The organism is Nocardia sp. Tas62D01 (assembly GCF_055232035.1).
Genome location: NZ_JBUYUZ010000001.1, coordinates 5,243,029 through 5,268,322 on the forward strand (window position 1 = coordinate 5,243,029; position 25,294 = coordinate 5,268,322).

Annotated in this window: 28 protein-coding genes, 1 other RNA gene and 2 pseudogenes; 19 read left to right on the top strand and 12 right to left on the bottom strand. The window is 64.9% G+C overall.

The window, feature by feature from the left end:
• Positions 1-5 precede the first annotated feature (5 nt).
• Positions 6-1,154, top strand: coding sequence for an ABC transporter ATP-binding protein (locus ACV7NQ_RS24700; protein ID WP_463361816.1), 1,149 nt, complete (start codon positions 6-8; stop codon positions 1,152-1,154).
• An 18-nt stretch (positions 1,155-1,172) separates the two neighbouring features.
• Here the strand turns inward: ACV7NQ_RS24700 and ACV7NQ_RS24705 are convergent, their stop codons facing one another.
• From ACV7NQ_RS24705 to ACV7NQ_RS24725, 5 genes are all read right to left on the bottom strand, one after another.
• Positions 1,173-2,405: a L,D-transpeptidase gene (locus ACV7NQ_RS24705; RefSeq protein ID WP_463361817.1), complete on the bottom strand. Its 1,233-nt coding sequence runs from the start codon at positions 2,403-2,405 to the stop codon at positions 1,173-1,175.
• A 118-nt stretch (positions 2,406-2,523) separates the two neighbouring features.
• Positions 2,524-4,269 (bottom strand): LCP family protein, encoded by a 1,746-nt coding sequence (locus tag ACV7NQ_RS24710; RefSeq protein WP_463361818.1) that lies wholly within the window; start codon positions 4,267-4,269, stop codon positions 2,524-2,526.
• A gap of 585 nt (positions 4,270-4,854) precedes the next feature.
• Complete coding sequence (locus ACV7NQ_RS24715) at positions 4,855-5,403, bottom strand: YceI family protein (protein ID WP_463361819.1); 549 nt, start codon at positions 5,401-5,403, stop codon at positions 4,855-4,857.
• A gap of 26 nt (positions 5,404-5,429) precedes the next feature.
• Positions 5,430-5,591: a hypothetical protein gene (locus tag ACV7NQ_RS24720; protein ID WP_463361820.1), complete on the bottom strand. Its 162-nt coding sequence runs from the start codon at positions 5,589-5,591 to the stop codon at positions 5,430-5,432.
• Positions 5,588-6,682 carry an LLM class flavin-dependent oxidoreductase gene (locus tag ACV7NQ_RS24725; protein ID WP_463361821.1) on the bottom strand — a complete coding sequence of 365 codons (1,095 nt, stop codon included), beginning with the start codon at positions 6,680-6,682 and terminating at the stop codon, positions 5,588-5,590. The genes ACV7NQ_RS24720 and ACV7NQ_RS24725 overlap by 4 nt, the downstream gene beginning before the upstream one ends.
• 289 nt (positions 6,683-6,971) lie before the next feature.
• Here ACV7NQ_RS24725 and ACV7NQ_RS24730 point away from each other — a divergent pair, with 289 nt between their 5' ends.
• Complete coding sequence (locus ACV7NQ_RS24730) at positions 6,972-7,160, top strand: hypothetical protein (RefSeq protein ID WP_463361822.1); 189 nt, start codon at positions 6,972-6,974, stop codon at positions 7,158-7,160.
• A 589-nt stretch (positions 7,161-7,749) separates the two neighbouring features.
• Here the strand turns inward: ACV7NQ_RS24730 and ACV7NQ_RS24735 are convergent.
• The 3 genes from ACV7NQ_RS24735 to ACV7NQ_RS24745 form a co-directional block, all read right to left on the bottom strand.
• Positions 7,750-7,980 carry a hypothetical protein gene (locus ACV7NQ_RS24735; RefSeq protein WP_463361823.1) on the bottom strand — a complete coding sequence of 77 codons (231 nt, stop codon included), beginning with the start codon at positions 7,978-7,980 and terminating at the stop codon, positions 7,750-7,752.
• Positions 7,981-8,220: 240 nt separating this feature from the next.
• Positions 8,221-9,006: a histidinol-phosphatase gene (gene hisN / locus ACV7NQ_RS24740; RefSeq protein WP_463361824.1), complete on the bottom strand. Its 786-nt coding sequence runs from the start codon at positions 9,004-9,006 to the stop codon at positions 8,221-8,223.
• Between the two features lie 275 nt (positions 9,007-9,281).
• Positions 9,282-9,668, bottom strand: coding sequence for an NADPH-dependent FMN reductase (locus ACV7NQ_RS24745; protein WP_463361825.1), 387 nt, complete (start codon positions 9,666-9,668; stop codon positions 9,282-9,284).
• Here ACV7NQ_RS24745 and ACV7NQ_RS24750 point away from each other — a divergent pair.
• The 10 genes and pseudogenes from ACV7NQ_RS24750 (at position 9,655) to ssrA (ending at position 18,048) form a co-directional block, all read left to right on the top strand.
• Positions 9,655-10,107, top strand: a complete 453-nt coding sequence (locus ACV7NQ_RS24750) for an MmyB family transcriptional regulator (protein ID WP_463361826.1) — start codon at positions 9,655-9,657, stop codon at positions 10,105-10,107. The genes ACV7NQ_RS24745 and ACV7NQ_RS24750 overlap by 14 nt on opposite strands.
• 119 nt (positions 10,108-10,226) lie before the next feature.
• On the top strand, positions 10,227-11,342 hold the full coding sequence (gene prfB / locus ACV7NQ_RS24755) for a peptide chain release factor 2 (protein ID WP_463365804.1): 1,116 nt from the start codon (positions 10,227-10,229) through the stop codon (positions 11,340-11,342).
• 6 nt (positions 11,343-11,348) lie between these two features.
• The gene (locus ACV7NQ_RS24760) at positions 11,349-12,200 is read left to right on the top strand and encodes a mechanosensitive ion channel family protein (RefSeq protein WP_463365805.1); all 852 of its coding nucleotides are present in this window, start codon (positions 11,349-11,351) and stop codon (positions 12,198-12,200) included.
• 195 nt (positions 12,201-12,395) lie between these two features.
• Positions 12,396-13,085 (top strand): cell division ATP-binding protein FtsE, encoded by a 690-nt coding sequence (ftsE, locus tag ACV7NQ_RS24765; protein WP_463361827.1) that lies wholly within the window; start codon positions 12,396-12,398, stop codon positions 13,083-13,085.
• Positions 13,085-13,990 (top strand): permease-like cell division protein FtsX, encoded by a 906-nt coding sequence (ftsX, locus tag ACV7NQ_RS24770; protein ID WP_463361828.1) that lies wholly within the window; start codon positions 13,085-13,087, stop codon positions 13,988-13,990. Before ftsE ends, ftsX begins: the two co-directional genes overlap by 1 nt.
• 242 nt (positions 13,991-14,232) lie before the next feature.
• A complete protein-coding gene (recQ, locus tag ACV7NQ_RS24775) occupies positions 14,233-16,077 on the top strand; it encodes a DNA helicase RecQ (RefSeq protein WP_463365806.1) in 1,845 nt (614 codons plus the stop codon).
• 296 nt (positions 16,078-16,373) lie between these two features.
• Positions 16,374-16,619, top strand: a complete 246-nt coding sequence (locus tag ACV7NQ_RS24780; RefSeq protein WP_463361829.1) for a hypothetical protein — start codon at positions 16,374-16,376, stop codon at positions 16,617-16,619.
• A 74-nt stretch (positions 16,620-16,693) separates the two neighbouring features.
• Positions 16,694-17,167 carry an SsrA-binding protein SmpB gene (gene smpB, locus ACV7NQ_RS24785; protein WP_463361830.1) on the top strand — a complete coding sequence of 158 codons (474 nt, stop codon included), beginning with the start codon at positions 16,694-16,696 and terminating at the stop codon, positions 17,165-17,167.
• A gap of 3 nt (positions 17,168-17,170) precedes the next feature.
• A pseudogene (locus tag ACV7NQ_RS24790) lies at positions 17,171-17,590 on the top strand (EamA family transporter); the annotation flags it as partial.
• 85 nt (positions 17,591-17,675) lie between these two features.
• Positions 17,676-18,048: a transfer-messenger RNA gene (gene ssrA, locus ACV7NQ_RS24795) on the top strand.
• Positions 18,049-18,357: 309 nt separating this feature from the next.
• Here ssrA and ACV7NQ_RS24800 read toward each other — a convergent pair.
• Positions 18,358-19,505, bottom strand: a protein-coding gene (locus ACV7NQ_RS24800; protein ID WP_463358517.1) for an IS3 family transposase whose coding sequence is annotated in 2 segments (ribosomal slippage) — positions 18,358-19,235 and positions 19,235-19,505 — 1,149 coding nt in all. Because the reading frame shifts where the segments join, the coding sequence is not laid out codon by codon here.
• A 90-nt stretch (positions 19,506-19,595) separates the two neighbouring features.
• Here ACV7NQ_RS24800 and ACV7NQ_RS24805 point away from each other — a divergent pair.
• Positions 19,596-19,859 carry a type II toxin-antitoxin system RelE/ParE family toxin gene (locus tag ACV7NQ_RS24805; protein WP_463365807.1) on the top strand — a complete coding sequence of 88 codons (264 nt, stop codon included), beginning with the start codon at positions 19,596-19,598 and terminating at the stop codon, positions 19,857-19,859.
• Positions 19,856-20,185 carry a helix-turn-helix domain-containing protein gene (locus ACV7NQ_RS24810; protein WP_463361831.1) on the top strand — a complete coding sequence of 110 codons (330 nt, stop codon included), beginning with the start codon at positions 19,856-19,858 and terminating at the stop codon, positions 20,183-20,185. Before ACV7NQ_RS24805 ends, ACV7NQ_RS24810 begins: the two co-directional genes overlap by 4 nt.
• 34 nt (positions 20,186-20,219) lie before the next feature.
• Here the strand turns inward: ACV7NQ_RS24810 and ACV7NQ_RS24815 are convergent, their stop codons facing one another.
• The 3 genes and pseudogenes from ACV7NQ_RS24815 to ACV7NQ_RS24825 form a co-directional block, all read right to left on the bottom strand.
• A complete protein-coding gene (locus tag ACV7NQ_RS24815) occupies positions 20,220-20,615 on the bottom strand; it encodes a serine aminopeptidase domain-containing protein (RefSeq protein WP_463361832.1) in 396 nt (131 codons plus the stop codon).
• Positions 20,599-20,943 (bottom strand): annotated as a pseudogene (locus ACV7NQ_RS24820) (alpha/beta hydrolase); the annotation flags it as partial. The pseudogene ACV7NQ_RS24820 and the gene ACV7NQ_RS24815, both read right to left, overlap by 17 nt.
• A gap of 577 nt (positions 20,944-21,520) precedes the next feature.
• Entirely contained in the window at positions 21,521-21,883 is a 363-nt protein-coding gene (locus tag ACV7NQ_RS24825; protein WP_463361833.1) for a DUF4267 domain-containing protein, read from the bottom strand.
• 60 nt (positions 21,884-21,943) lie between these two features.
• Here ACV7NQ_RS24825 and ACV7NQ_RS24830 point away from each other — a divergent pair, with 60 nt between their 5' ends.
• The 5 genes from ACV7NQ_RS24830 (at position 21,944) to ACV7NQ_RS24850 (ending at position 24,888) form a co-directional block, all read left to right on the top strand.
• Positions 21,944-22,486, top strand: coding sequence for a TetR/AcrR family transcriptional regulator (locus ACV7NQ_RS24830; RefSeq protein WP_463361834.1), 543 nt, complete (start codon positions 21,944-21,946; stop codon positions 22,484-22,486).
• Positions 22,486-22,959, top strand: coding sequence for a DUF1772 domain-containing protein (locus ACV7NQ_RS24835; RefSeq protein ID WP_463361835.1), 474 nt, complete (start codon positions 22,486-22,488; stop codon positions 22,957-22,959). The genes ACV7NQ_RS24830 and ACV7NQ_RS24835 overlap by 1 nt, the downstream gene beginning before the upstream one ends.
• Positions 22,960-23,137: 178 nt before the next feature.
• Positions 23,138-23,398 (top strand): hypothetical protein, encoded by a 261-nt coding sequence (locus ACV7NQ_RS24840; RefSeq protein ID WP_463361836.1) that lies wholly within the window; start codon positions 23,138-23,140, stop codon positions 23,396-23,398.
• Between the two features lie 495 nt (positions 23,399-23,893).
• A complete protein-coding gene (locus tag ACV7NQ_RS24845) occupies positions 23,894-24,283 on the top strand; it encodes a hypothetical protein (RefSeq protein WP_463361837.1) in 390 nt (129 codons plus the stop codon).
• Positions 24,280-24,888, top strand: coding sequence for a DUF3558 family protein (locus ACV7NQ_RS24850; protein ID WP_463361838.1), 609 nt, complete (start codon positions 24,280-24,282; stop codon positions 24,886-24,888). Before ACV7NQ_RS24845 ends, ACV7NQ_RS24850 begins: the two co-directional genes overlap by 4 nt.
• The last annotated feature ends 406 nt before the right edge of the window (positions 24,889-25,294 follow it).

Below are 25,294 nucleotides of genomic sequence, written 5' to 3' on the forward strand. Positions count from 1 at the left end.
TCACAATGGCCGACGTCAGCTACCGATCCGCGTCCTGCATCTACTCGGGCGCCAACACTCTCGCCGTCGACTCGCTCGACCTCGACATCCAGGACGGCGAGTTCGTCGTCCTGGTCGGGCCGTCGGGGTCCGGAAAGTCAACGGCCCTGCGCATGCTCGCCGGGCTGGAAGACATCGATGCCGGTTCGATCACGATCGACGGCGAGGACATGGTCGGGGTCGCCTCCAAGGACCGTGACATCGCGATGGTCTTCCAGAACTATGCGCTGTACCCGAACAAGACCGTCGCCGAAAACATGGGCTTCGCACTGAAAATGCGCAAGATCCCGCTCGAGGAGCGCAAGCGGCGGGTGGCCGCGGCCGCCAAGCTGCTGGATCTGACGGACTACCTGGATCGCAAGCCCGCCAAGCTGTCGGGCGGGCAGCGACAGCGAGTTGCCATGGGGCGCGCCATCGTTCGAGAGCCGCGGGTGTTCTGCATGGACGAGCCGCTGTCCAATCTCGACGCGAAGCTGCGGGTGCAGACCCGAACCCAGATCGCCGCGCTGCAACGCAGATTGGGCACAACCACGGTCTACGTCACGCACGATCAGGTCGAGGCCATGACCATGGGGGATCGGGTAGCGGTGCTGCGCGACGGTCTCTTGCAGCAGTTCAGCCCGCCGACCGAGCTCTACGATCGCCCGGCGAATGCTTTTGTCGCGGGCTTCATCGGTTCACCCGCCATGAACCTGTTCAACGCGCGCGTCGTGTCCGGCGGTATCGACCTCGCCGGGACGACGCTCGAACTGCCCCGGGACTCGATCGACCAGATCGCGGCGGCGGGCCTGGACACCGTCACCGTCGGGTTGCGTCCTGAGCAGCTCCAGATCGACCGCGACGGAATGGGTTTCGCGGTCACCGTCGAGCTTGTCGAGGAGCTCGGCAGCGAATCCTACGTGTACGGACGCATTTCGGAGGCGTCGGTGACCGCGCTCGACGGCGACCCGATCACCTTCGTGGCCCGCTCCGCGAACCGAGCTCCGGCCCGGCTCGCGGAGACCATCACGATGCGCGTGCAGGACGGTGGCATCGTGCACCTGTTCCACCCGCAGACGGGCGAACGCATCATCGAAGGTGATGTGCACGCCCGCAACGAGGTAACTAGCGACTAGCGCAGCGCGCTAGATCCACTACCGCAGCGCGCTGCCTGCCTGCCACTGGTCCCACGGCAGCCCCCAGTCGCCGTTCTGCCAGACGGCGAGTGGGGCGCCGCGGGTGTTGCGCACCTCGACGACATCGCCGGGCACGGCGAAGTTGAAGAACCATTGCGCGTTCGCGGGGCTGAGGTTGAGGCAACCGTGCGAGGTGTCGGTGTTGCCCTGGGCCCACACGGTGGAGGCCAGCTCGTGCAGATAGATGCCGTCGGTGCTGATCTTTGTCGCCCAGTTGATGGACTCCTTGTAGCCGAGCCGGGAGTTGACCGGCAGGCCGAAGGTCGAAGAGTCCATGATCACCGGGTTGGCCTTGTCCATCACCGTGTATATGCCGGGCTGGGTCCAGAAGGTGATCGTCTTGCCCGCGACAACCTCGCTGCCATCCATGCCCATCGAGGTGGGCATGGTGCGGATCAGGTTGCCGTTCTCGAAGACCTGCACCTGTTTGGTGTTGTCATCGGCGATCGACACATGGGAGGCGCCGATGGTGAAGGTGGTCTTGCTGTCCTCCTGGCCGAACAGGCCCTTGCCGAACTCGGCGCCGAAAATATTGGCCGCGACGCTCACCTTGGTGCCCGGCGCGTAGTAATGCTGCGGACGCCAGTGCGCATTGCGACTGTCGACCCAGTACCACGAGCCTTCGACCGGTGGGGTGGTGGTCACCACGAGGCGCTTCTCGGCGGCGGCGTGGTCGGGGATGTCTTCGTCGAAGTGGGCGACGATGACGGTGCCGACGCCGAACGTGCCGCCGTCGGTCAGCGGGTTGCCCGCGGTGGTGGTCAGATACGCCTTGGTCTGATTGTGCGGGGTCAGCGTGGAGAACGTCGCGGTCGACGGGCCGGTGCGACCGGTGATCGTGAGGCCCTCGGCGGTCACCGTGTAGGTGTGTCCGAAGCCGAGCGGCGCGGCGGGCTTCCAGGCCGTCTTGTCCGGGGTCAGGATGCCCTCGACCGACTTGCCCTGCTCGTTCGTCATGGTCACCGAGGTCAGCATGCCGTCGCCAGCGCTCACCTCGACCAGACCGAGCGGATCGACGTCGTTCGCACCCGCCCCGGGGTTGATGGAAATCGCGGCGGGCGCCGGTTCGGCAGGCCCTGCCGCTGGCTTCGGCGCAGCGGGAGAGGCAGAAGAAGAACAGGCGGCGACGACCGAAACCGTCACCAGCACAACACACGTGGCAACACTCGATCGCAAGCGGCGACTCGACATGGATCTCCTATGCTTCGCCGTGCGTTCCCCTGCGGCGCACCATCTATTTGGACCGGGTCGTAGTTTACCGGCTGCGCAGACTACTCCTCACCGATGAGGACCGACCTCTGTGAATGACTTAGTTCACACAGGGGATCGTGCTGCCGATCGTGGTCGCGACCGGCTGACCGGAGTCGGGGGAGTCGGCCGGTGGGGCGGTGGTGGTCGGGGTCGATGCGGAGGTCGGGGACAGCTCCGCGGGCATGGTGAAATCGCTGCCGATCACGACCGTGATGTGGCCGGGTTGGGTCGCGGTGGACGCGGTGGCGGTGAGGCCGAGGGTTTCGGCCAGTTGGTTGGCGTCGGCGTCGGCGCCGGGCCCATAGGCGACCGTGGAGGCGGAGCCGTCGGCGTAGGTGCCGTTGCCGACGGTGCCCGGCGTATAGCCGCGGGTGGCGAGCGCGGCGGAAAGCTTGGCGGCCTCACCGCTCTGACCGCCGGCGTTGTGGACGTCGACCGTGCTGGTCGGAGTCCGAGCGGTGGTGGGCTGGGATGCCTGGAAGCCGAAGGTGTTGCGCACCTCCTTCTTGATCGCCACCGGATCGACGATATTGACGGCCTGTCCGTCGACGGTGTCGTAGCTCAGCACCGGCAGCGTGCGAAACTCCACCGACATCGAGCCCACGGAGCCGAGGTTGCGGGCGAAGTCGAGCAGATTCCAGTTGTCGGACAGCACTACGTCGCGATGCGCGACGTCCATCAAGTCCGACAGTTTGCTGAGGTTGGTCAGTGTGCCGGCGTCCTTCAACGACTTGGCGACCGAGGTGAGGAATGCCTGCTGGCGGTGGGTGCGATCGAGATCGCCGTTGTCTAGGCCGTGCCGCTGGCGGACGAAGGCCAGAGCGTCGGAGCCGTTGAGATGCTGCGGTCCAGCGGGGAAGACGGCGCCCGAGTAGTAGCTGTCGTCGACGGCGTGATTGAGGCAGACATCGACGCCGCCGAGCGCGGTCGCCAGGTCATAGAAACCGGCCAGCGAAATTTCGGCGAAGAGGTCGATCGGCACCCCGACCAGGTTGCGGACGGTCTGCACGATGGACGCGCGGCCCGCTTCGCGGCCCTGACGTTCCAGGGTGACCGGGTCTTTTTCGCCATTGCTGATCAGCTTGGTCTCGGTGGCGGCCTTCTTCAGGCCGTAGGACTCCTTGATCTTGGCGTGGTCGTAGCCGGGGATGCCGGAGACCGCCACATAGTCGTCACGCGGGATGGAGAACGCGACGATCTTCTGCATGTCTGCCGGAATGTGCAGCAGGATAAGCGAATTCGCGTTGTAACCGCCACTTTCGCTATCACCCGCGTGCAATTGGTCGAGGATTGCCTTCGGTAGGTCGTTGCCGTTCTGGTCCTTGCGGGTGTCCAGGCCGATCAGCAGGATGTTCACGTCGCCGCCCAGCGAGTGGGGCGCGTCGGCGCTGATGGCGTTGGTGCGGGTGAAACCCTGGTCGAAGGTGGACTTGGCCGACCAGGCGAATCCGGTACCGGAGAGAACCGCGATGGCGGCGGCGCAGGCGATCACTCGGGTCGCGATATTCGCCGCGCGACGACCTCGTCGCGGGGGTTCGGCGGCCGAACGTCGTCGGCGAGTGGGTTCGGCCGCTGACCGTTCTCGTCGGGTGGGCCCGGCCTCCGAAGGCGCTGGTGGAGTGGGCGCGGCTGCCGAACGCGCCCGTCGAGTGGGTTCGGCCGACGACCGTTCGCTCGGAGGGGGCTCGGCCGCGTGGCGCTGGCGTTTCGGAGGTTCCTCCGCGCGTCGGTGCCGGGGTCTCCGCGTCTGCTCGGCTTCGCGGCCGTCGATCTTGGTGAACGGGACGGTGTCGTCGTCCATCATCGTGGCGGCTTTCGGTACCGCATCGTCTCACGCCGCCTATCTCTCGCCTCGAGTCGTTCTGCCCGGCCCACGTGCGAGTGATACCCGCCTACCGATGGTTGCCACGTCCAGTCGTTTCAGTTTTACCGGTCCGGCGGATGGTGGCAAGAATCGGACAGTGTCCTTCGAGCATGCCGCATTGTCGGCGCCTACCGCTCGAATGCTGATAGGCGCCGACAAATGTCACAGCGTGAGCTGGGCCCGCTGTCCGATGCGTGGATCGGCAAGCGGACCTGACGCGATCCGCATGAGTGCCACTGCGTTGTCGTCACCGGCGATGCGATTGGCCTTCGACGCGCCGCACGCGAGGTACTTGTCAGTCCTATCCGCTGCCCTCGGTGTGGGTCGAGGGTGTGATGCGAGTTCAAGCAACTCGGGCAATGGTTGCGTCGGCTGCCGTCGGGCGTACACCGCTGTCGAAATCGCTGTCGAGCAGTGCCGCGCCGAGTGTTGTCAGCCGCATGGCATTCGGCGCCGAACGCCACGGAGGTGGGGCTCGGCGCCGATCGAAAGCCGTTACGGCAGTGCGGTTTTCCGGGCGGGATGTCAGCCCTGCAGGCTGACCTCGATCTCCAGGTTGAGGGTGATCTTGTCGCCGATCACGGCACCGCCGTCAGGCAGCGGCATGTCGATGGTGATGCCGAAGTCGCGACGGTTGATGACGGTCTTGGCCTCGAAGCCGGCGACCGGGCCCTGGCCCATGCCGGGGTTGACGCCGAGGAACTCGACATCGATGGAGACCGGCTTGGTGACACCGCGGACGGTGAAATCGCCGTCTACGACGAAGTCCTCACCGTTGACCCGGAACCCGGTCGACTTGAAGGTCGCCACCGGGAATTCCTCGCCGTGGAAGAAGTCGGCGGTGCGCAGGTGGGCGTCGCGCTGCTCGTTGTCGGTGGTCACCGAGTCGACGCGGATCTCGGCGTCGGCCTGTGCGGTGCCGTCTTCGTTGATGACCAGCTTGCCGGAGAAGTCGGCGAACCGGCCGCGGATCTTGCTCACCATCAGGTGGCGAACGGTGAAACCGAGCGTGGAGTGGGCGGGGTCGATGACCCAGGTGCCTGCGGTCAGGGCGTTGGCGGTGCTGGTGGACATGTGCGTCTCCTCATGTGATTGATATTTCAATTATCGTGAGCATGGTCGCGCAGTTCGATGACATCGAACCGCGCGACCCGGCCGGACGCGGTCAGCGCCCGGTCGGTCGCCGCGGCGAGCCTGTCGGTCAGCAGTCGAGTCGACGACGGTTGTGAAAGCCCGGCGGAGATGACGGCAATGCGGGTCACTCTGCGACCTCCAATGCCGTGTCGCGGGCGGCGACGAGAGTGTCATGTGTCGGTGCCGAGGGCACATGTTCGGGGCGCAGCGTATCGAATTCTCTGCGCAGCACAGGGACCACTTCTTCGCCGAGTAGATCCAGTTGCTCCAGCACCGTCTGCAACGGTAGGCCCGCGTGGTCCATCAGGAACAGCTGTCGCTGATAGTCGCCGAAGGATTCGCGGAAGGCCAGGGTCTTGTCGATGACCTCCTGCGGGCTGCCGACGGTCAGCGGCGTCTGCTCGGTGAAATCCTCGAGCGAGGGGCCGTGGCCGTAGACGGGGGCGTTGTCGAAGTACGGACGGAACTCGCGCACCGCATCCTGCGAGTTCTTCCGCATGAACACCTGTCCGCCGAGACCGACGATCGCCTGATCCGCGGTGCCGTGTCCGTAGTGCTCGTAGCGCCGCCGGTACAGCTCGATCAGCCGCTGGAAGTGCTCCTTCGGCCAGAAGATGTTGTTGGCGAAGAAGCCGTCACCGTAATAGGCGGCCTGCTCGGCGATCTCGGGGCTGCGGATCGACCCGTGCCATACGAATGGCGGCACACCGTCGAGTGGACGGGGTGTGGACGTGAACGACTGCAGCGGCGTACGGAACTTGCCCTCCCAGTCGACCACGTCCTCGCGCCACAGCCGGTGCAGCAGATGGTAGTTCTCGATGGCCAACGGGATGCCGTCGCGAATGTCCTTGCCGAACCAGGGGTACACGGGTCCGGTGTTGCCGCGTCCGAGCATCAGATCGACCCGGCCGTCGGCCAGGTGCTGCAGCATGGCGAAGTCCTCGGCGATCTTCACCGGATCGTTGGTGGTGATCAGCGTCGTCGAGGTGGACAGCTGCAAACGCTCGGTCTGGGCGGCAATGTAGCCGAGCATGGTGGTCGGAGATGATGGGACGAACGGCGGGTTGTGGTGCTCGCCGGTGGCGAACACGTCGAGGCCGACATCTTCGGCCTTCCGTGCGATGGTCACCATCGCCTTGATGCGCTCATGCTCGGTCGGCGTCCCACCGGTTGTCGGATCGGTTGTCACATCACCGACCGTGAAGATTCCGAACTGCACAACACCTCCTCGATCCAAGTCTGACATCCATTTGGTGGATATGGCAACCAATGGAACAGGGGTGGTCCGCCATCTATTCCGGCGGCCTACGTCACGAGCGAATAGCTCTGGTGGCTGCCCGGTGCGCGAGTTCCGGCGGCGGTGGCCAGCTGGCTCGCCTGCAGCGCGACCGAACCGAGCAACTGCGGTTCCGGCGCCCAATCGGGGCCGTGCGCAGCGGTGAAGATCGCGCCCTGCCCGCCCTGCGAGTGGCCGCGAATTCGCCTTCACGGTACTGGGTCCCGGCGGGATGTCGGTCAATACCTGGGGCTATCGGTTCGAGACCGTCGAGGGCGGCACCGATGTCACCGAGTCGTTCCGGCTGGCCGACGTCCTGCCGCTGCGGCTGTACTGGCTGGTGGCCGACCGGGCCCGCGGGAAGACCAATCGCGAAGGCATGCGGGAGACGCTGAACCGCATCAAAGCGTTCGTCGAGTAGTCGAGCCGGCGCCGAGATGGCGCATCGGGATCGCGTAGGCCAGCGCCGAGATGGCGAAACCGGCAATGAGGGTGAATGATGGCGTTGGCGCCGAGTGCGCCGACGATCTGATGCACGGTGCAGCTCAGGAAGGCCGCGAGGCCCGCGCACAAGCCGACTGCGCGGCGGCTGGTTTCGGGTGGCACGTAGCAGGCCCGAATCCGGCGACGGCCAGGCGGTCGCCGTAATCCTGTTCTCGGACAACGACATCCGCAGGTGCGATCTCGGTCATGCGCAAAGAAACCTGCTGCTGTGGGTGACGGCGGTTAGGCGCTGCCGCGCGCTGCGAAACCCCCGCTGTTCGTTTCGCGTGAACATGGCGAAGACCCGCGCCACCGACCTGCGGTTCGCCAGGTAGATCTGGACGCATCGTGCTCCGGTTGTTCGGCGATAGGTGGCGAAGTCCGTGCCGCGCGACTGTGCACGCGCGGGCGAGGTGCGTTCGGCCTGGGAGCGCTTCGTTCGTTGTGCCGGGGCTCGCCATTCGTGGTGGCCGATTCAGTTGCGGCGTTGTTTCAGATGTCGAATGGGGATCGGGCATGGCGACGGATCAGTTGCCACGCTCTCGTTTGCTCGCAACGTGGATTCCTAGCGGGATGTCGGGCCATTTCTTCCATCGCTTCGGACGCCTGGCCATGAAGTCCTGCTCGACCGTATCGGCGAGGACCGGGTCGGCAACGCCGGTCGCGCCGGTCAACATGATCGCGGCCACCACCAACGATGCCGCTGATATCGCCCGACTACGCGACCGCCTCGCCCAGTGGATGGTCGACACCGACATCGGTCAGTGGCTGCCCGGTGAATACCCCGCTGCCGTGGTGGCCGAGGAAGCGGCGGGCGCCGAATGGTTCGTGTGGCGTGACAACCCCGATGTTTTGACCGCGGCGGAAGTATTACGCCACACAGGGATTCACCGAAGTCCGGGAGACGCGGCTGCCGCCGCAGTTCCACGCCACGGCGTATGTCGTCCTCATGGAGAAATCGCTGACCGCGGCTTCCTGACCCGACGGGTGTCAGGTCGTCAGACGGTGAAGCGGGCGAGGACCTCGTCGTGGAGCAGGCCATTGGTGGCGATGGCATCGCCACCGTGTGGGCCCGGCTTACCGGAAAGAGCAGTGAAGCGGCCGCCGGCTTCGCGGACGAGGATGTCGAGAGCAGCCAGATCCCACAGGGAGACTTCGGGTTCGGTGGCAATGTCGACCGCGCCTTCGGCCAGCAGGCAGTAGGTGAGGAAGTCGCCGTAGCCGCGGACGCGCCAGACGTCGTCGGTCAGGGCGAGGAAGTCGTCGCGCAGGCCGCGTTCACGCCAACCCGACAGGCTGGAAAACGCGAGACTCGCCGAACTCAGCTCGTCTACCGCGGATACCGAAATCGGTTTCGGTGCACCGGGATGGAAACTGGACCATGCGCCGGAACCGGCCGCCGCCCACCACCGGCGGGCCAGCGCGGGGGCGCTCACCACACCGACGACGGGTACGCCGTCCTCGAGCAGCGCGATCAGCGTGGCCCAGATCGGTACCCGGCGCACGAAGTTCTTGGTGCCGTCGATGGGATCGATCACCCACTGCCGCCCCGTGAACTCCGCGGCCCCGCCGAACTCCTCACCGAGCACTGAGTCGGCGGGCCGCTCATGCCCGAGCACCTGCCTGATCGCCTTCTCCACCGCCAGATCGGCATCTGAGACCGGCGTGAGATCCGGCTTCGAATCGACCTTCAGGTCCAGCGCACCGAAGCGCGCCCTGGTGATCGCGTCGGCGTCATCGGCCAACCGCAGCGCAAGTTCGAGATCGGAGGAGTGTGCAGCCACACCCAAACCCTATCCACTGTCCCGCCGCCAGCTACCCACGACCGGCCCCCCCGAGTGGCACACGGCGACGCCGGACATCGAGCCGCCCCACAACGGTGTGCCACTCGCAGCCAGGGAGACGGTCGAGGAGCCCTGTGAATGGCACATGGCTGCGGCAAACTTCCAGACGACCTCACCATGATGTGCCACTCGTGGCCGCGCCGAGCCGTCTTTCGGTGAGCGCGGGGAGTGGTACGTGTGGTAGGCGGTCGGGCGGGTTCTGACGGTCCCGCTGGTCAGGCTGCGGCCGAGACTTTGCGGGCGGTGGTGAGGGCGCTTGTCCACCAGTGCAATTGGTCGAGCATGGCTTGCGCAGCGGCGGCAGGCTCTTCGGGCTCGAGGAGCTTTCCTTCGGCGTCGAAGAGCAGGTAGTAGCGGGGGAAGGAGACGTAGTTGCGGACGGTGTGGGCGTTGAGTTCGTTGAAGACTTGGCGCAGTCCTTCGATCGCGAGCAGGCCGCCGCTTGCGCCGCTGTAGCCTACGAAACCGATCGTCTTGCTGTCCCACTGGGTGAAGTGCCAGTCGATGGCCGCTTTCAGCGAGGCGGGGAAGCTGCGGTTGTAATCCGGGGTGACGATGACGAACGCGTCGGCCGCCGCCAACCGCTGGGTGAGGTCGGTCATCCCGGCCGGGCGCACCGGGTTGGGGTCGAGGGCGGGGCAGACGGCGAATTTCGTGCTGTACGTCTTCGCCGATCCCCGCGCCCGCACGGTCTATCCGGATTGGGACCACGTCGCCGACCAACAGGTCGCCGCTCTCAAACAGGGCCCTTTCCGAGTCGATCCGCATATCGCCGCCCTCGTCGACGAGCTGATCGTGATCGCGGGCGAGGAGTTCACGCGACGCATCGAGACGGTCCCGAGCCTCGCCGCAGCCACCGGTATCACCCGGATGGCGCACCCCGACGCGGGCAATCTGCGTTTGGCCTACGAGACCCTCGACCTGTCCGCCGACGACAACCAGCAACTGATCGTCTACCTGCCCGCCGACGAGTCGACCGCGCACGCCCTCGATGCGCTGGCGGGTCGTCGTCCCGGCGGCTTGCGGGCCGTGTCCAGCTGAATCGGTCGCGGCGTATCTCCTGTTCGTTCCTGCTGCTCAACGCTCGTTCGGCCGTTTCGGCGCCGCGACGCGCTTGTGTAGTTTCACCGCCTCGGCCGCGACCAGTAGGCTTGACCATCGTGCACCCTGACGTCTCCGCTGATCTCGCCGAACTTGACGCCACCCTCAAAACGGTCGAGTCGGTCCTCGACATCGAGGAGTTGCGCCGTCGTATCGATGAGTTGGAACACCAGGCGGCCGATCCGGACCTGTGGAACGACCAGGACCACGCGCAGCAGGTGACCAGCGAACTGTCGCACGCGCAGAGCGAACTGCGCCGGGTCGAGGAACTGCGGCAGCGGCTCGATGACCTGCCGGTGCTGTACGAACTGGCCGAGGGCGAGGAAGGCGAGGCCCAGGTGGCCGCGCTGGCCGACGCCGATGCCGAGCGGGCCGCGCTGCACGGTGACGTGGAGGCCATGGAGGTCCGCACGCTGCTGTCGGGTGAGTACGACAAGCGTGACGCACTGGTCAACATCCGATCCGGCGCGGGCGGCGTGGACGCTGCGGACTGGGCCGAGATGCTGATGCGCATGTACATCCGCTGGGCCGACCGGCACAAATACTCCGTCGAGGTCTACGACACCTCCTACGCCGAAGAGGCGGGCATCAAGAGCTCCACCTTCGCGGTGAAGTCGCCCTACGCCTACGGCACCCTCTCGGTCGAGATGGGCACGCACCGGCTGGTGCGAATCAGCCCGTTCGACAATCAGGGCCGCCGCCAGACCTCCTTCGCCGAGGTCGAGGTGCTGCCGGTGGTCGAGACCACCGACCACATCGAGATCCCCGACACCGAGATCCGGGTGGACGTGTACCGCTCGTCCGGCCCCGGCGGCCAGAGCGTCAACACCACCGACTCCGCGGTGCGCCTGACGCACATCCCCACCGGCATTGTCGTCACCTGCCAGAACGAGAAATCCCAACTGCAGAACAAGATTTCGGCGATGCGCGTGCTACAGGCGAAGCTGCTGGAACGCAAGCGCCAAGAGGAGCGCGCCCAGATGGACGCGCTGAAGACCAACGAGGGCGCCTCCTGGGGTAATCAGATGCGCTCGTACGTGCTGCATCCGTACCAGATGGTCAAGGATCTTCGGACCAACTATGAAGTGAATAACCCGTCCGCCGTGCTCGACGGTGACATCGATGGTTTCATCGAGTCCGGAATTCGTTGGCGGATGCGAGAGCAGGCGAGCTAATTGGACGTGCCCCAGGCATTGGCCTCGTCCACCGATTTGACCACCTGGTTGCGCTCGGCCGGTCTCGAGATCGTGCTGCTGATCGTGGGTGCGGTGTTGTTCAGCCGGCTCGCCACCTTCATCAGGGATCGGATCACCCGCAAGATCGACGCCGGTTTCCAGAGCAGCGATGCGCTGGTGCGCACCGAGGCGGCCAAGCACCGGCATGCGCTGGCGCAGGTGGTCACGTGGGTAGTGCTGACAATTGTCTACGTCCTGGTTGGTATCGAGGTGCTGCGCCGTCTCGGCTTCGCGGTGACCGGACTCGTCGCGCCCGCCGCGGTGCTGGGCGCCGCGTTCGGCTTCGGCGCGCAGCGGATCGTGCAGGATATTTTGGCCGGATTTTTCCTAATCACAGAGCGGCAGTACGGATTTGGTGACGTAGTTCGCATCGCGGTGACTGGATCCGCGGAGATGGCCGAGGGTACGGTCGAGGATGTCACGCTGCGGATCACCACGCTGCGCAATGCGGATGGTGAGGTGATCACTGTGCCCAACGGCCAGATCGTGAAGGTCACGAATCTGTCGAAGGATTGGGCGCGCGCGGCCATCGATGTGCCGGTCGCAGCCAGCGCGGACATCACTCGGATCAACGAGATCCTGCACGAGGTCGGTACAAAGGCGTACGAGGACCCACGATTGAAGCCGCTGCTGCTCGACGAGCCGAGTGTGATGGGTGTCGAAGACTTGACAGTCGATCAAATGAACATCCGAATGGTTGCCCGAACTTTGCCAGGCAAACAATTCGAAGTCGGACGTGAACTGCGAGTGCGGGTAGCCGCGGCGTTGCGCCGGGAGGGAATCAGTGAGACCGAGTAGATCCACGGCGATCCTGATGGCAACCTGGGTCGCCACGTTTGTCCTGTACTTGTTCGTCAAGCCGGATCACCCTGTGGACTCTGGATGGGATCCGACACTGAACACCGTTCCGGCAGCGGTGAATACGGCGATCCCCGGTCGTTGACTGTGCGGTAGCCCAGGGTGCACGGCGGTTGCTGGTTACACTGGCTTCCCGTGATCACCATGCGGAACGTCACCAAGTCGTACAAGACCTCGACGCGACCCGCGCTGGACAACTTCACCGTTGATGTGGACAAGGGCGAGTTCGTCTTCATCATCGGACCGTCCGGTTCCGGGAAGTCGACCGTCATGCGTCTGCTGCTCAAAGAGGAGGCGCCCACCTCGGGGGAGATCCAGGTCGCCGGCTTTCGGGTCGACCGACTGCCAGGGCGACGGGTGCCGAAGTTGCGCCAGCGCATGGGGTGCGTGTTCCAGGACTTCCGGCTGCTGCAGCAGAAGACCGTTCAGGAGAATGTCGCGTTCGCGCTGGAGGTGATCGGCAAGCGGCACCAGTTCATCGACCGGACGGTGCCCGAGGTGCTCGACATGGTCGGGCTCGGCGGCAAGGCCGATCGACTACCCAGTGAGCTGTCCGGTGGTGAACAGCAGCGTGTGGCGATCGCCAGGGCGTTCGTGAACCATCCGCTGGTGCTGCTTGCCGACGAACCGACCGGCAACCTCGATCCCGACACCAGCGGCGACATCATGCTGCTGCTGGAGCGGATCAACCGCACCGGTACGACGGTGGTGATGGCCACCCACGACAACCACATCGTCGACGCGATGCGCAGGCGAGTGGTCGAGCTCGATCGCGGCCGCCTGGTGCGCGACGACGCGATGGGTGTGTACGGGGTGGGCTGGTAATGCGGATAGGTTTCCTGCTCAGCGAGGTCCTCACCGGTCTGCGCCGCAACGTCACGATGACCATCGCGATGATCCTGACCACCGCGGTGTCGCTCACCATGCTCGGTGGCGGGCTGCTCGCGGTGCGGATCGCCGACAAGACCCAGAACTACTTCATGGATCGGGTCGAGATCCGGCTGTATCTCGACGACGACGTGTCGGCGACCGACCTCGATTGCTCCAAGGAGCCGTGTCAGTCGCTGATGTCCGACCTGAAGAAAACCTCGGGCGTGGTGTCGGTGCAGTTCGTCAACAGCAACGAGGCGATGAAGGAAGCCACCGAGGTGACCTTCAAGGATCAGCCCCAGATGATCGACATGATCAAGGACACCAGGCTGCCCGCGTCGCTGCGCGTGAAGATGACCGACGCCAATCAGTACGAGCGGATCTTCGCGGCGTTCCACACTCGGCCCGGCGTGCAGAGCGTGCTCAACGACAAGGAGATCGTCGACCGGCTGGTCGGTATCTTCGACGGGCTGCGCAACGCAGCATTCGGTCTGGCGCTGGTGATGGCGCTGGCGGCGCTGATGCTGATCGCGAACATGGTGCAGATCGCCGCGTTCACCCGCCGCGAGGAGGTGGGGATCATGCGGCTGGTCGGTGCCACCCGCTGGTACACGCAGCTGCCGTTCCTGCTCGAGGCGGTCGTCGCGGCGATCATCGGCTCGGCGTTGGCGCTCCTCGGTCTGCTCATCGCGCGGCCCATGGTGGTCGACAAGGCCCTCGGTCAGCTATTCGACAGCAATGTCTTTCCGCACATCTCCAGTGACGACATCGCGATGGTCGCGCTGACCATCGCGCCGATCGGTGTGGTGTCTGCGGCGATCACCGCCTACGCCACACTCCGTTTCTACGTCCGCGAATAGCCTTTGTTTTGGCGAACGTCCGGGACCCAGCGCACACGTTGCCGCTGGGTCCCGGCGTTCGGGGCCGGGTTTCGGTGGTGACCGGATTTCTTATCCACATGTGGAGTGCCGGCCGCGGTACCTCCGGTCCGCGACGGTGTAAGGGTTTGCATATACAGCGGCGCTCGTAGGATGGCCGGGTGGAATCCCCCGATACTCTCGCGGCTGGCTCTTTCGAGCGACCTGCAAGCAGTCGCTACGGGCTGCTGACCGACGGCGACACCGACACCGAATCCGGTGCGGCGCAACAGATCCTACGTCGGGTGTTCGGCTACGACAGCTTCCGCGGTGATCAGCGCGAGATCGTGGAGCACGTGGTCGGCGGCGGTGACGCGCTGGTGCTGATGCCGACCGGTGGCGGCAAGTCACTGTGCTATCAGGTGCCCGCATTGGTCCGTCCCGGCGTCGGGGTGGTGGTGTCGCCGCTGATCGCGTTGATGCAGGACCAGGTGGACGGGCTCAGCGCGCTGGGTGTGCGGGCCGGGTTCCTCAACTCCACCCAGTTCCCGGACGAGCGACGCATGGTGGAGGCGCAGTTCGTCGCCGGTGAGCTGGACCTGCTGTACCTCGCGCCGGAACGCCTGCGGCTGGAATCGACCGCGAGCCTGCTCGACCGCGGCAAGGTGGCGCTGTTCGCCATCGATGAGGCGCATTGCGTTTCGCAGTGGGGTCATGATTTCCGACCCGACTATCTGGGCCTGTCGATGCTGCACGAGCGCTGGCCGGACGTGCCGCGCATCGCGCTCACCGCGACCGCGACCGACAAGACCCGCGACGAGATCATCCAGCGCCTCGATCTCGGCGCCGCCAAGCGCTTCGTGGCCAGCTTCGACCGGCCCAATATCCAGTACCGGATCGAGCCGAAGAACCGGCCCGATCGTCAGCTGCTGGAGTTCATCACCAGCGAGCACGCAGGGGACGCGGGCATCGTCTACTGCCTGTCGCGCAACTCGGTGGAGAAGACCGCGGCCTTCCTCACCGAGAACGGCGTCACCGCGGTGCCCTATCACGCGGGACTGGACGCACGCACCCGTGCCACGAACCAGTCGCGATTCCTGCGCGAGGACGGTCTCGTCGTGGTCGCCACCATCGCGTTCGGCATGGGTATCGACAAGCCGGATGTGCGATTCGTCGCGCACCTCGATCTGCCGAAGTCCGTAGAGGGCTACTACCAGGAGACCGGTCGCGCGGGCCGCGACGGTCTGCCGTCTACCGCGTGGATGGTGTACGGGCTCAACGATGTTGTGCAGCAACGCAAAATGATCGACTCTTCCGAGGGAGACGCGGCCCATCGCAGACAGCTGCAGTTGCATCTCGACGCGATGCTGGCGCTGTGCGAGACCGTAGAGTGCCGCCGGACGCAACTGCTGGCCTACTTCGGGCAGCCCGGTCAGGCCTGCGGCAACTGCGATAGCTGCCTGACGCCACCAGAGTCCTGGGACGGTACCGTCGCCGCGCAGAAGGTGCTCTCGACGGTGCTGCGGTTGAAACGTGAACGTGGCCAGAGCTTCGGCGCGGGTCATATCGTCGACATCCTGATCGGCAAGAAGAACCCCAAGGTGCTCCAGCACGACCACCACGAACTGAAGGTCTTCGGGGTGGGCACCGATCTGCGTGACACCGAATGGCGCGGGGTGGTGCGGCAATTGCTGGCCCAGGGGTTGTTGGCGGTGCACGGCGACTACGGTGTGCTCACCCTCACCGAGGCCAGCGACGGGGTGCTGTTCGAGGGCCGCAAGGTCATGATGCGGCGGGAGCCGGAGCGTGCCACCCCGGCGCGGGCGGCCCGTTCCGCCAAATCGTCGAAGGCGGCGGTCGATCTGGTGCCGGCGGATGTCGGCTTGTTCGAGAAGCTGCGCGAATGGCGTGCGGCCACCGCGAAGGAGCAGGGCGTGCCCGCCTACGTCGTCTTCCACGACGCCACCCTGCGGGAGATCGCCGGACGTAAGCCGGCGAGTCTGTCCGAACTCGGCACGGTCGCCGGGGTCGGCGAGAACAAGCTGGCCAAGTACGGCGAAGGGGTGCTGGAGGTGCTTGCCGGAGCGTGACATTCTGTGCGCCCCGCAACAACCGGGGCGGCGGGATCTGCTCGTCAGGTCAACCGAAAGTGACTGTGGCGCTGGGTTTTCGACTTGGCCAATGGCGTGTTCGAGAGCTGTCGCGAACTCGGCCCCATGGTCATGGATTTCACCCCGGACTCGGTCGACCTGAGCGTCGTCACCCATCTATCTCGCCGGAGGCGATGGGGCGAAACGTTCCGTCGACGACTCGACTGAGTTCCAACTACGTTGCGGCGTGCCGTAATTCCCGCCACGGCGTCCGATCGAGCGCTACCGTGCTGGTTATGTCTCACCGTGACGGCCCCACCGACGATGGGTCGCTGTCCTTCGACCTCCCGGCGCAAGACCCGGGAGATCCACCGCCTTACCGACCCAGCGGCATCGACCCGTCCGTGGAATCGATGTGGTTGCGCCGCCCGCCACCCCGGCCATTCGGTCGGCACCGACTGCCGCGTACGTCCACGTTATTGCTGGTGGCCGCCTTCCTCGCGCTGCTCGTGCTGTACTTCGTGGTCCAGCCCGGCCACTGACGCGCTCGACGTCGCCGGTCGCCGCCCGATGACCTGGAATAATCTCCTTGCGGCGTCGCTTTAAGCTTCTCGTTATGAAGGAACAGGGGCGCAAGGTCATCGCGACCAACCGCCGGGCGCGGCACGACTACACGATCCTGGACACCTACGAGGCCGGGATCGCGCTGGTCGGTACCGAAGTCAAGAGCCTGCGCGAGGGGAAGGCCTCGCTGGTGGACGCCTTCGCGACGGTCGACAACGGTGAGGTGTGGCTGCGCGGGCTGCACATTCCGGAGTTCAGCCACGGTACCTGGACCAACCATTCGCCGCGCCGCGTGCGCAAGTTGCTGCTGCACAAGCGCGAGATCGAGCGGCTGGTCGGCAAGTCGCGCGAAGGCAATCAGACGCTGGTGCCGCTGTCGATGTACTTCTCCGACGGCAAGGTGAAGGTCGAACTCGCGCTGGCCAAGGGCAAGCAGGACTACGACAAGCGGCAGGATTTGGCCAAGCGCACCGCTGAGCGCGAGGTCACCCGCGAGCTAGGGCGGCGGATCAAAGGCATGCGGTGACCGCTGCGCTGCTGGCGGCGAGGCGCGTTGTTCACCGTCGGATCGGGCGCGGCCTTCGGTTTCGCGTTCTTCTTCCTGCACGAAACACACGCGAGCGCCGGCCTGCGGCCACTGCTCGCGCAGCGAGGTGCGGCCACCCTGGTGGTGTGGCTGACCGCGCTGGCGGCCGGGGAATTCCAGACGCTGCACGGCGAACCGCTGCGATTGGCGGCCTACGTCGGCGTGCTCGACACCGTCGCCAACGCGGCGTTGCTGTACGCCTTCCACGGGTCGCTGCTGTCGCTGGTGAGCGTCATCGGCTCGCTCTACCCGGCCGCGACCGTGCTGCTGGCCATGGTGTTGCTCGGCGCGCGCGTCGGGCGCCTGCAGCAGGTCGGCATGGTGCTCGTCCTCGCCGCGGTCGCGCTCATCGCGGTGAACTGACCGTTCGCGCGGCGCTGCAGATAAGGGGATGAACCAGGTATCGGTGAGTGTTAACATGACTAGCCGGCAAGGTGTCGGGACGTACGGGGCTGAACGGTTTCGACTGCGTACGTAGATTTAGGGGAAGCGTGTCGGTGCAGGCAAGAGACCACCGTAAGCGTCGTTGCAACCAATTAAGCGCCGATTCCAATCAGCGCGAGTACGCCCTCGCTGCCTAAGTAGCCAGGTCGTCTCTGTCAGTCCGGGTTCGTCCCTCGACCCGGGTACTGGCATCAGCTAGAGGGAATTACCGTCCGGCTCGGTCACGGAGTCGGATGGGACATCAAACAGTGACTGGGATCGTCATCCGAGCTTGTTCGCGAGACCCGGAGATCCGAGCAGAGACCTAGCGAACTGCACACGGAGAAGCCCTGAAGACGCGGCGGAGGACCCGGGTTCGATTCCCGGCAGCTCCACTTCACGGGAACCCGCAGGTCAAGGACCTGCGGGTTCTTCTTTTCCGGTGACTGGATCGAGTCGCATGGTGAATGGTGCTTGTACCTGTGGATTTGCACGGACGGCGGTTCGATTCCCAGGATGTCCCTGATGCTGCATCGAACCCCGACCGGCATAAGGGAGCATCCTGCTACTTGAGCTAGTCAACGACTGGTTCCCCAACCTGGTGAAGAACGAGCCGATGATCGCCGACAAGATTGAGGAAGCGCTGGTGACCGGTCCCCGATGACGGAACCACCCGGTTTTAGAGCCAGGTTGTTTTCGATCCGTATTCAGTTGATGCCGCAGGCCACCGGGTGGTGGCTGTGGCTGCAGCGGGCAGCGTACTCGGCCGGGGTCAGATAGCCCAGCGCCGAATGTCGATGTCGTCGGTTGTGGTCTACCTTGTAGTCGCCGATGACGACGCGGGCTTCGAGCAGGCTTGTCCAGTGGTTCCGGTCGAGGCATTCTTTGCGCAGCCGACGGTTGAACGATTCGACGAATCCGTTATTCCACGGCGTGCCCGGTGGGATGTAGATGATCCCGACCCGGTTTGCGCAAAACTGTTGCAGCGCATGGGAAATCATTTCCGGCCCGTTGTCCATCCGCAACACCGTCGGCGACCCACCATGAGTGGTGAAGACCTTCTCGAGCTCGGTGACGAGCCGCTCGGCGGTGATCGAGCGTTCAACCAGATGCAATAGTGATTCACGGGTGTGTTCATCGACCATCGACGCGATCTTCACCGCTCTGCCGTCGATGGTGGAATCGAACTGAAAATCCAACGCCCACACCACCTTCGGTGCATCCGCATCGACCGGCGGCATCGACGAAACGCCGGCCCGTTTACGCGGCTGGTGCTCACGCACCTGCAGCCCTTCCTCCCGCCAGAGCCGATGCACCTTCTTCTTGTTCACCGAGCTGCCCTCGTCGAACCGCAACCGCGCCCACGCCCGCCGGAACCCGTGACACGGGTTCTTCGTAGCATACGAGCGCAGCCAGGCCCGCAAACCGGCGTCCGGATCATCCGGGGTCTGCGCGAGGGGCAGCCGCCGATACGTCGAACGAGCAAGCCCAACGACCTTGCACGCGAACCGTTCCGACACGCCCTTCACTGCTGTGAGCATGTCGACGGCACGGCGCTTGGACGCTGGGCTCAGAATTTTCCCCGGCTGATCTCCCGCAGGGCGTCCTTTTCCAGCTCCGCCTCGGCCAGCAGCCGCTTGAGCCGGGAATTCTGCTCCCGCAGCTCCTTGAGCTCCTTCGCCGCATCGGTATCCATACCGCCGTAAGAGCGGCGCCAGTTGTACAACGTCGCCGCCGACACTTCCAGCTCTGCGGCGATCTCCTCGCCCGACTTACCGGCCGCGGCCAGCTCATCGGCACGGCGCAGCTTCCGCACGATCTCCTCCGCGGAATGCCGCTTCCGTCCTCCAGCCATGATCCCAATCGTCCCTTCTGGCCCCTACCAGGGCCAACAGGACTCTAATACCGAGCGGTCTCATTCATTGGGGACGGGCCACTGGACGAACTGGCCGAGCGTGGACCGGAACTGGGAAGACCGTTAGTCGATCGGATCCAGTCCAGCAAAGCCCTGCACAACCTCAAAGAGCTTCGCCCTCGAACCCCGGCGGGTTCCGAGATCAGGATGCTGTTCGTCTTCGACCCAACGCGAGAGGCGATCGTCTTGGTCGCCGGGGACAAGTCCGGCCAGTGGAATCGTTGGTACCGAGATGCGATCCCCCTCGCCGAACAGCGCTATAAGGACTACCGAGTAACGAAGGAGGAGTCATGAAGGGTGTGCTTTGGGAAGAGGCGAAGCGTCGAGCTCGTGAAATCGACCCGACATGGGATTCCCCAGAGCGCGTCGCAGCGCGGGACGAGAGCCGCGAGCAGATGCGCGCGGAGCAGCGCGGACACCAGCTCGCCGAACTGCGCAAGCAGTGCGGGGCGACGCAGGCCCAGGTCGCTGAGCGGACGGGAGTTTCGCAGGCCAGGGTATCGCAGATCGAGCACGGCAAGATCACGTCCATGGATTTGGTTCGTGATTACATCGTCGCGCTCGGAGGAACCCTGGATGTCGTTGCCCACGTTGGTGATTGGAGCGTCAAAGTCGCCTAGCCTGTTTCGGAGCACATCGACATAGCCTACGATTTCAGTGTTCCCGCGCCTCGCAGTCGCGCTGCGCCTGGACGTGGCTCACGAGCGCCCGCACCAGCTTCTTCAAATCGGTTGTTTCGGCGATGAAGCCGAGGGCAAGCTTGTGAACATGGTCTTTGTCGTAGTCGACTGGCAGTCCGTGGCTGCTTCGGTGGGCGGTGACGACGAACTTCGTCGAGCTGGCGATCGCCGCCGCGATGGAGTGGGCGCTGCCTCGTGCCACGAGGGGATCGTGTCGACCTTCCACCAGCAGCGCTGGAACGGTCACGCTTGCCAGACCCCTGCGTGTGTCTGTCGTCAGTCGCAGATTCTCCCGCAACGCGCGAACAGGTATGCGCGGGTGACCGCGCAGGTTGGGATCGTCGCGAGTCGAGGGATCCATGACCGCCATCGGCTGCTGGGGCAGTCAACGACGCCAACGGCCGAGAACCGCGGCTGCTAGCGTGGCTGGCGGCCTTGACCGAAGGCGCCATCAGGATCAACCCTGCGATGTCGCGATGCGTGGCGGCCAATTGCAGGGCCAACGTGGCCCCCATGGAATGTCCCACGACGAAGACCCGAGAATGCTTGGCTTGCAACTGTTCGAGTGCTTGTTCGGCCGAGCCGATCCATTCATCGCGCCCCGACGCTTCGAGGTCGTCGGGTGTCGTCCCGTGACCTGCCAGCGTCGGACAGGCCACGTCGAACCCGGCGTCGCGGAAAGCCTTCCCTCCACACACTCGCCGTTACCTGCTAGTTGTGGTGTTCCATGACGTTGGTTACACGAACCGGCTTACGCGAAAAGCGTTAAGTCGTCCTGTGCTTCGCTGACCGAGGCCGGTTCCGGCTCAGTGACACGGCACTTCCGGAGCGCACGCTGACGGCAGGCATCGGAGCAAGTGCGACGAGGGCGACCGGTCGGCAGCTGGGGCACCTCAGCATGACCGTCGAGGACCCCGATGTTGTCAACCCACGCCCGTCGCGGATTCCGCAGGCCGAGTGACCTTTCGGCCCTATGCAAGCTCGCCCCAGGGCGCTGCGCGCTCGGTGAGCGCGGGCCGAAAACCCTGCTGCATCCACCCCGGACTCTCCGGGGTCTGACAACGCCACCCCAACGGTCGCACCGCACCTGGGCCGACCGGCACCCGAGCCGGTCATCAACCGAAAGGAAAACCATGTCCGCAGACATCGTCCACCCCGAGCACATCAATGTCCTGATCTGGGCCGGGCTCCAGCGCGTCAGCGGCCAAAGCGTCGCGGTGCTATCCATACTTCATCCGGCGGTGAGCAGCAGGGTTCAGTCATCGGTCGCGTCGCTCACCCCAGCGCCAGAACGATGCCTGCCGCGACGAGCAGGCCAGCAGTGAGCCCGTGGATGCCCAGCGCGGTAGAGAGCTTCCCGCCGTTGGTGAGCACGATCAGCGCGTCCGCGGTTGGTGTGATCGCCGCGGCGATCAGCGCCCAGCCGAACGCCGTGCGGCCGGCGGCGGCCCAGACCACGAGCAGCACCGCCCCGGAGGTGATGTCGCGGACGCCCTTGATCTCGGTCAGGGCGCGGAGATTGTCTGCGGCGACACCGAAGGCGAGCGTCGCCTGCCGAGGCGTCAGGAGGAAGCGGCTGCCGATGGCGATGGCGGCGACACAACCGATGAGCGCGACCAGTAGCGCGGTGAGATGCATGGTGAACGGTCCTTCCAGATTGGTCTAACAACGTTATATAACCATGCTAGTCTATGGGTCATGTCCCCTAGACCGGCTCCAGATCTCGACCTGAGACGCGATCAGGTCATCCGCGCCGCCCGAGACCTCGCCGAGTCCGACGGCTGGGCCGCCGTCACGATGCGCCGCCTCGCCGGAGAGCTCGGCGTCACCCAGCCGGTGCTCTACTCGGCCTTCGCCAGCCGCCAGGCGCTCATCGACGCGGTGGCGCTCAACGGCTTCAGTGACGTCGCCGCGGTGCTCGAGGCGGTGGACGCCTCGCCCATGGCGCGGATGCGTGCCTACCTCGACTTCGCCGCCACGCACCCCCGGGTCTATGAGGCGATGTTCTCGATGCCCTCGGGGTTGGCCTTCGCGGCCGACGACACCCCCGAACCGCTCCGGCATGCGTTCTCGGGCATCCGCGACGCATTCCCGGATGCCGACGGCACCCGGGCGGAGGTCGCCTGGTCGGCACTACACGGCCTGGCCACCCTCCAGGCCAGCGGACGCCTACGGTCGAGCCAGGTGCAGGCCCGGCTCGACCTCGCCCACCGCATGCTCACCCACCAGGAGACCCATTGATGCGCACTCTCATCGAAATCCTCGCCGGCCTCGCGATCCTCGCCAACGCCGTCATCTACGGCACCGACGTCTTCGGCGCGATCGTCCTGCGCCCCGCCATCGCCGCGGTCGATGATCGCACCCTCACCCAGCTGCTCGGCCACGTCCACCGCATCGCCGACCGCCGGTTCGCGGCGATCGGCATCGGCGGCCTGATCGCCGCCGTGGCAATGGCCGCGCTCGCCGCCGCGAGCGGGCACTGGGTGAGCACCGCGGCCGGGGCGCTCGCCACACTCGCACTGATCGTCTTCCTAGGGCTCTACACCCGGATCAGCAAGCCTGTGAACACAGCGCTGACCGCAGCGGCAGTCGCCGACCGGGTGCCGGGCGACGCTCGTCAACTCCAGGCCCGCTGGGACTCAGTCATCAACGGGCGCGTCGCGCTGCAGACCGTCGCACTTGCTGCACTGTGCGTCGGGCTCGCCGCGGCGTGACTCCCACAGCGCGGTCGCGACCCCGCGCTGAACGCTCGTTCGATGATGGAGACATGGAAGCCTGCGAGAACAAACCCAAGCGGACCGTCGTGGTGACCGGCGCTTTCATCGCTTCAGCCGTTGCGCTCTGCCTGCAAGGCTGACGACCGATGCTCAACGAACATGGACAGGAGTAGACATGGCCAAGCTGCTGGAAGAAGAGATACGCGAGGGCTCCGTCGTTGTCGAGCGGGATGTACGGATACCCACCAGAGACGGCGGCTTTGTAGCAGCCGACGTCTACCGACCACCCGGGCCAGGTCCGTTCCCGACGCTGTACGCCGTATCTGCATACGGCAAGGACTGGGTGGATCTGCCCGCGCCGGGCGCAGCACCCGCCTGCAGCTCACCGACCGGCCCGCCCAGCAGCCGCACCAGCTCCGGCGGCGGACACTCCTGAACACTTACCAGCTCCCGCAACCGCGACTCCGCGAGATCGAGCCACGACACTTCTGGCAACATCTCCTGCCGCTGATGCTGGGTCTTGGGCTGGTGGGGGTTGTTCTGGCTCTTCATCGTCGGTCTCCTCTTTTCGGACGCCCTCGGGCAGACGCCTGTATGAATGAACTCCGGAAAACCGGCCCGTTTCCGACACCCAGACCGGGACGAAGAACGGGCCACCCGGGACCGGGTGGCCCCGAGTGGTGTTCCTTGCACTCTTCGACTCCCGGATCCGCCCCGTTTTCCAACAACCGGACTGGGATACAGAACGGGAACCCTTCGACAGGGGGGCGTCTCCAGGACTGCCCCGAGGACCGCCGAGCGGGGCTGACCGCACGACCCCGCCACTCGGATGCTGCCGGGGTGATGTCGTGTCCGTTCTGCGGCAACTTCCCCGGCTGCAAGGCTGATACTCTCGCTCAAGACACTCGATTGGGGGGCAACGATGGCTAAAATGAACGTCGACTACGGCCAAACGCAGATCGCGGCATTCAACGAAGCAGCACGAGCCGGAGCCATCCAATTCGATCCGGAGGCCGTCCGGGAGGCGGTTCGGCTGTATAGCCAGATGATTACCCACCTGACGGTCATTCGACAGAAGCTCGACACTGTCAAGGACGCCAAAGGGTTCGGTGGGTTCCCGTCCGGGCTGGAACTGCGAGATGGTTTCGTCAAAAAGGCGGCGGAAGGGGTCGACGTAATCGACCAGCTGATCGAAGGTGCGAAGCAGTTACAGGAAGCCTATATGCGTGCCGACAAAGCGATTTCGGAAGTCGACAAGGCCAATGCAGACAGGACTGCACTCCTTGGAAATCTGCTGGGAAAATACAGTGGGGCCAAATGAAAAATATATGCATTGTTCCAGTCGTCGCCGTGACTGCCATTCTGGTCGGCGCTTGCGCCAGCGGCAATAACGGCGGAGAATCCGCGGAGCCGGTCACCGCCACGACAAGCAAACCGGTCATCGGCGTAACCGTCAAGCCCGCACCGGATCAGCCGAGCAATGGACGCAGCCCAGTCAAATTTGATCCATGTATCGAATTTGGTGACGCCACGATAACCAAGGCGGGATTTGATCCGGCAACCCGCAAACGCAGCGATCAAGTTCACGACGGCTATGCGTTCATCAGCTGTGCTTTCGACCGCAAGCAAACTATACTTGGCGATTCGCTGCGAGTGGGGTCGCTGACGATATCCTCCACTAATGTCACTCTCGATGAGTTCCGAAAACGTGAGGGTAGCACGGCGACGGAAATGAAGGTCAACAGCCGCGAAGCGATTACCTATGAATCCCCTGAAGCAGAAGCTTGCTACGTCGTGATGACGGGCCCGGACGCAACAATCGATGTCAGGGTGGACAGTACCGCTGCACTGACAGACTGGCGCGCTTGTGGGCATGTCCAGGAGATCGCTGGGGTCGTCGAGTCAGCCATGCCTCCTAGCAAGTAGGCGCTATGCGCCCATTTCGCGAGTGAGGCGGATGAGGAGCTCGGCCGCGTGCCCAATTTGCTCGTCCGTGACTGCCAATGAGTCGTTCCCATTGGTGACCTCTAGCGTCCCGAACCGCTGGCCTACTATGGTTGTAATCTTCACTGCCCCCATCGTATTCGGTACCCCATATCTATCTTTCGATCCGATAATGCGCTCATCGTGAACCCATATATCTACGGAATAACCAGGCAAGGATGTTATTCCGTTCTTATTTCGGTATTCGATACTTTCGATTGGTGGGGTCTCGTCTCGGATGGGGGCGATCATTGCGTGTCCCCGTAGTGGGGAGCTGGGGCCAATGCCGCTTAGCTCGCCCCCTGTAGAGCTGTGACCGGCGGTTTTGCGGATGGTCGTCGTTGTGTCG

What these genes read in the sequence shown, in the direction of transcription:
- ACV7NQ_RS24850 (WP_463361838.1), top strand. Translation starts at nt 24,280, where the DNA reads ATGAAAAATATATGCATTGTTCCAGTCGTCGCCGTGACTGCCATTCTG.
- ACV7NQ_RS24735 (WP_463361823.1), bottom strand. Translation starts at nt 7,980, where the DNA reads ATGTCGGTGTCGACCATCCACTGGGCGAGGCGGTCGCGTAGTCGGGCG.
- ACV7NQ_RS24845 (WP_463361837.1), top strand. Translation starts at nt 23,894, where the DNA reads ATGAACGTCGACTACGGCCAAACGCAGATCGCGGCATTCAACGAAGCA.
- ACV7NQ_RS24705 (WP_463361817.1), bottom strand. Translation starts at nt 2,405, where the DNA reads ATGTCGAGTCGCCGCTTGCGATCGAGTGTTGCCACGTGTGTTGTGCTG.
- ftsX (WP_463361828.1), top strand. Translation starts at nt 13,085, where the DNA reads ATGCGGATAGGTTTCCTGCTCAGCGAGGTCCTCACCGGTCTGCGCCGC.
- ACV7NQ_RS24715 (WP_463361819.1), bottom strand. Translation starts at nt 5,403, where the DNA reads ATGTCCACCAGCACCGCCAACGCCCTGACCGCAGGCACCTGGGTCATC.
- ACV7NQ_RS24825 (WP_463361833.1), bottom strand. Translation starts at nt 21,883, where the DNA reads ATGCATCTCACCGCGCTACTGGTCGCGCTCATCGGTTGTGTCGCCGCC.
- ACV7NQ_RS24710 (WP_463361818.1), bottom strand. Translation starts at nt 4,269, where the DNA reads ATGATGGACGACGACACCGTCCCGTTCACCAAGATCGACGGCCGCGAA.
- ACV7NQ_RS24745 (WP_463361825.1), bottom strand. Translation starts at nt 9,668, where the DNA reads ATGACCGACCTCACCCAGCGGTTGGCGGCGGCCGACGCGTTCGTCATC.
- ACV7NQ_RS24815 (WP_463361832.1), bottom strand. Translation starts at nt 20,615, where the DNA reads ATGGCGGTCATGGATCCCTCGACTCGCGACGATCCCAACCTGCGCGGT.
- ACV7NQ_RS24780 (WP_463361829.1), top strand. Translation starts at nt 16,374, where the DNA reads ATGTCTCACCGTGACGGCCCCACCGACGATGGGTCGCTGTCCTTCGAC.
- smpB (WP_463361830.1), top strand. Translation starts at nt 16,694, where the DNA reads ATGAAGGAACAGGGGCGCAAGGTCATCGCGACCAACCGCCGGGCGCGG.
- ACV7NQ_RS24835 (WP_463361835.1), top strand. Translation starts at nt 22,486, where the DNA reads ATGCGCACTCTCATCGAAATCCTCGCCGGCCTCGCGATCCTCGCCAAC.
- ACV7NQ_RS24840 (WP_463361836.1), top strand. Translation starts at nt 23,138, where the DNA reads ATGGCCAAGCTGCTGGAAGAAGAGATACGCGAGGGCTCCGTCGTTGTC.
- ACV7NQ_RS24700 (WP_463361816.1), top strand. Translation starts at nt 6, where the DNA reads ATGGCCGACGTCAGCTACCGATCCGCGTCCTGCATCTACTCGGGCGCC.
- ACV7NQ_RS24830 (WP_463361834.1), top strand. Translation starts at nt 21,944, where the DNA reads ATGTCCCCTAGACCGGCTCCAGATCTCGACCTGAGACGCGATCAGGTC.
- ACV7NQ_RS24730 (WP_463361822.1), top strand. Translation starts at nt 6,972, where the DNA reads ATGTCGGTCAATACCTGGGGCTATCGGTTCGAGACCGTCGAGGGCGGC.
- ACV7NQ_RS24810 (WP_463361831.1), top strand. Translation starts at nt 19,856, where the DNA reads ATGAAGGGTGTGCTTTGGGAAGAGGCGAAGCGTCGAGCTCGTGAAATC.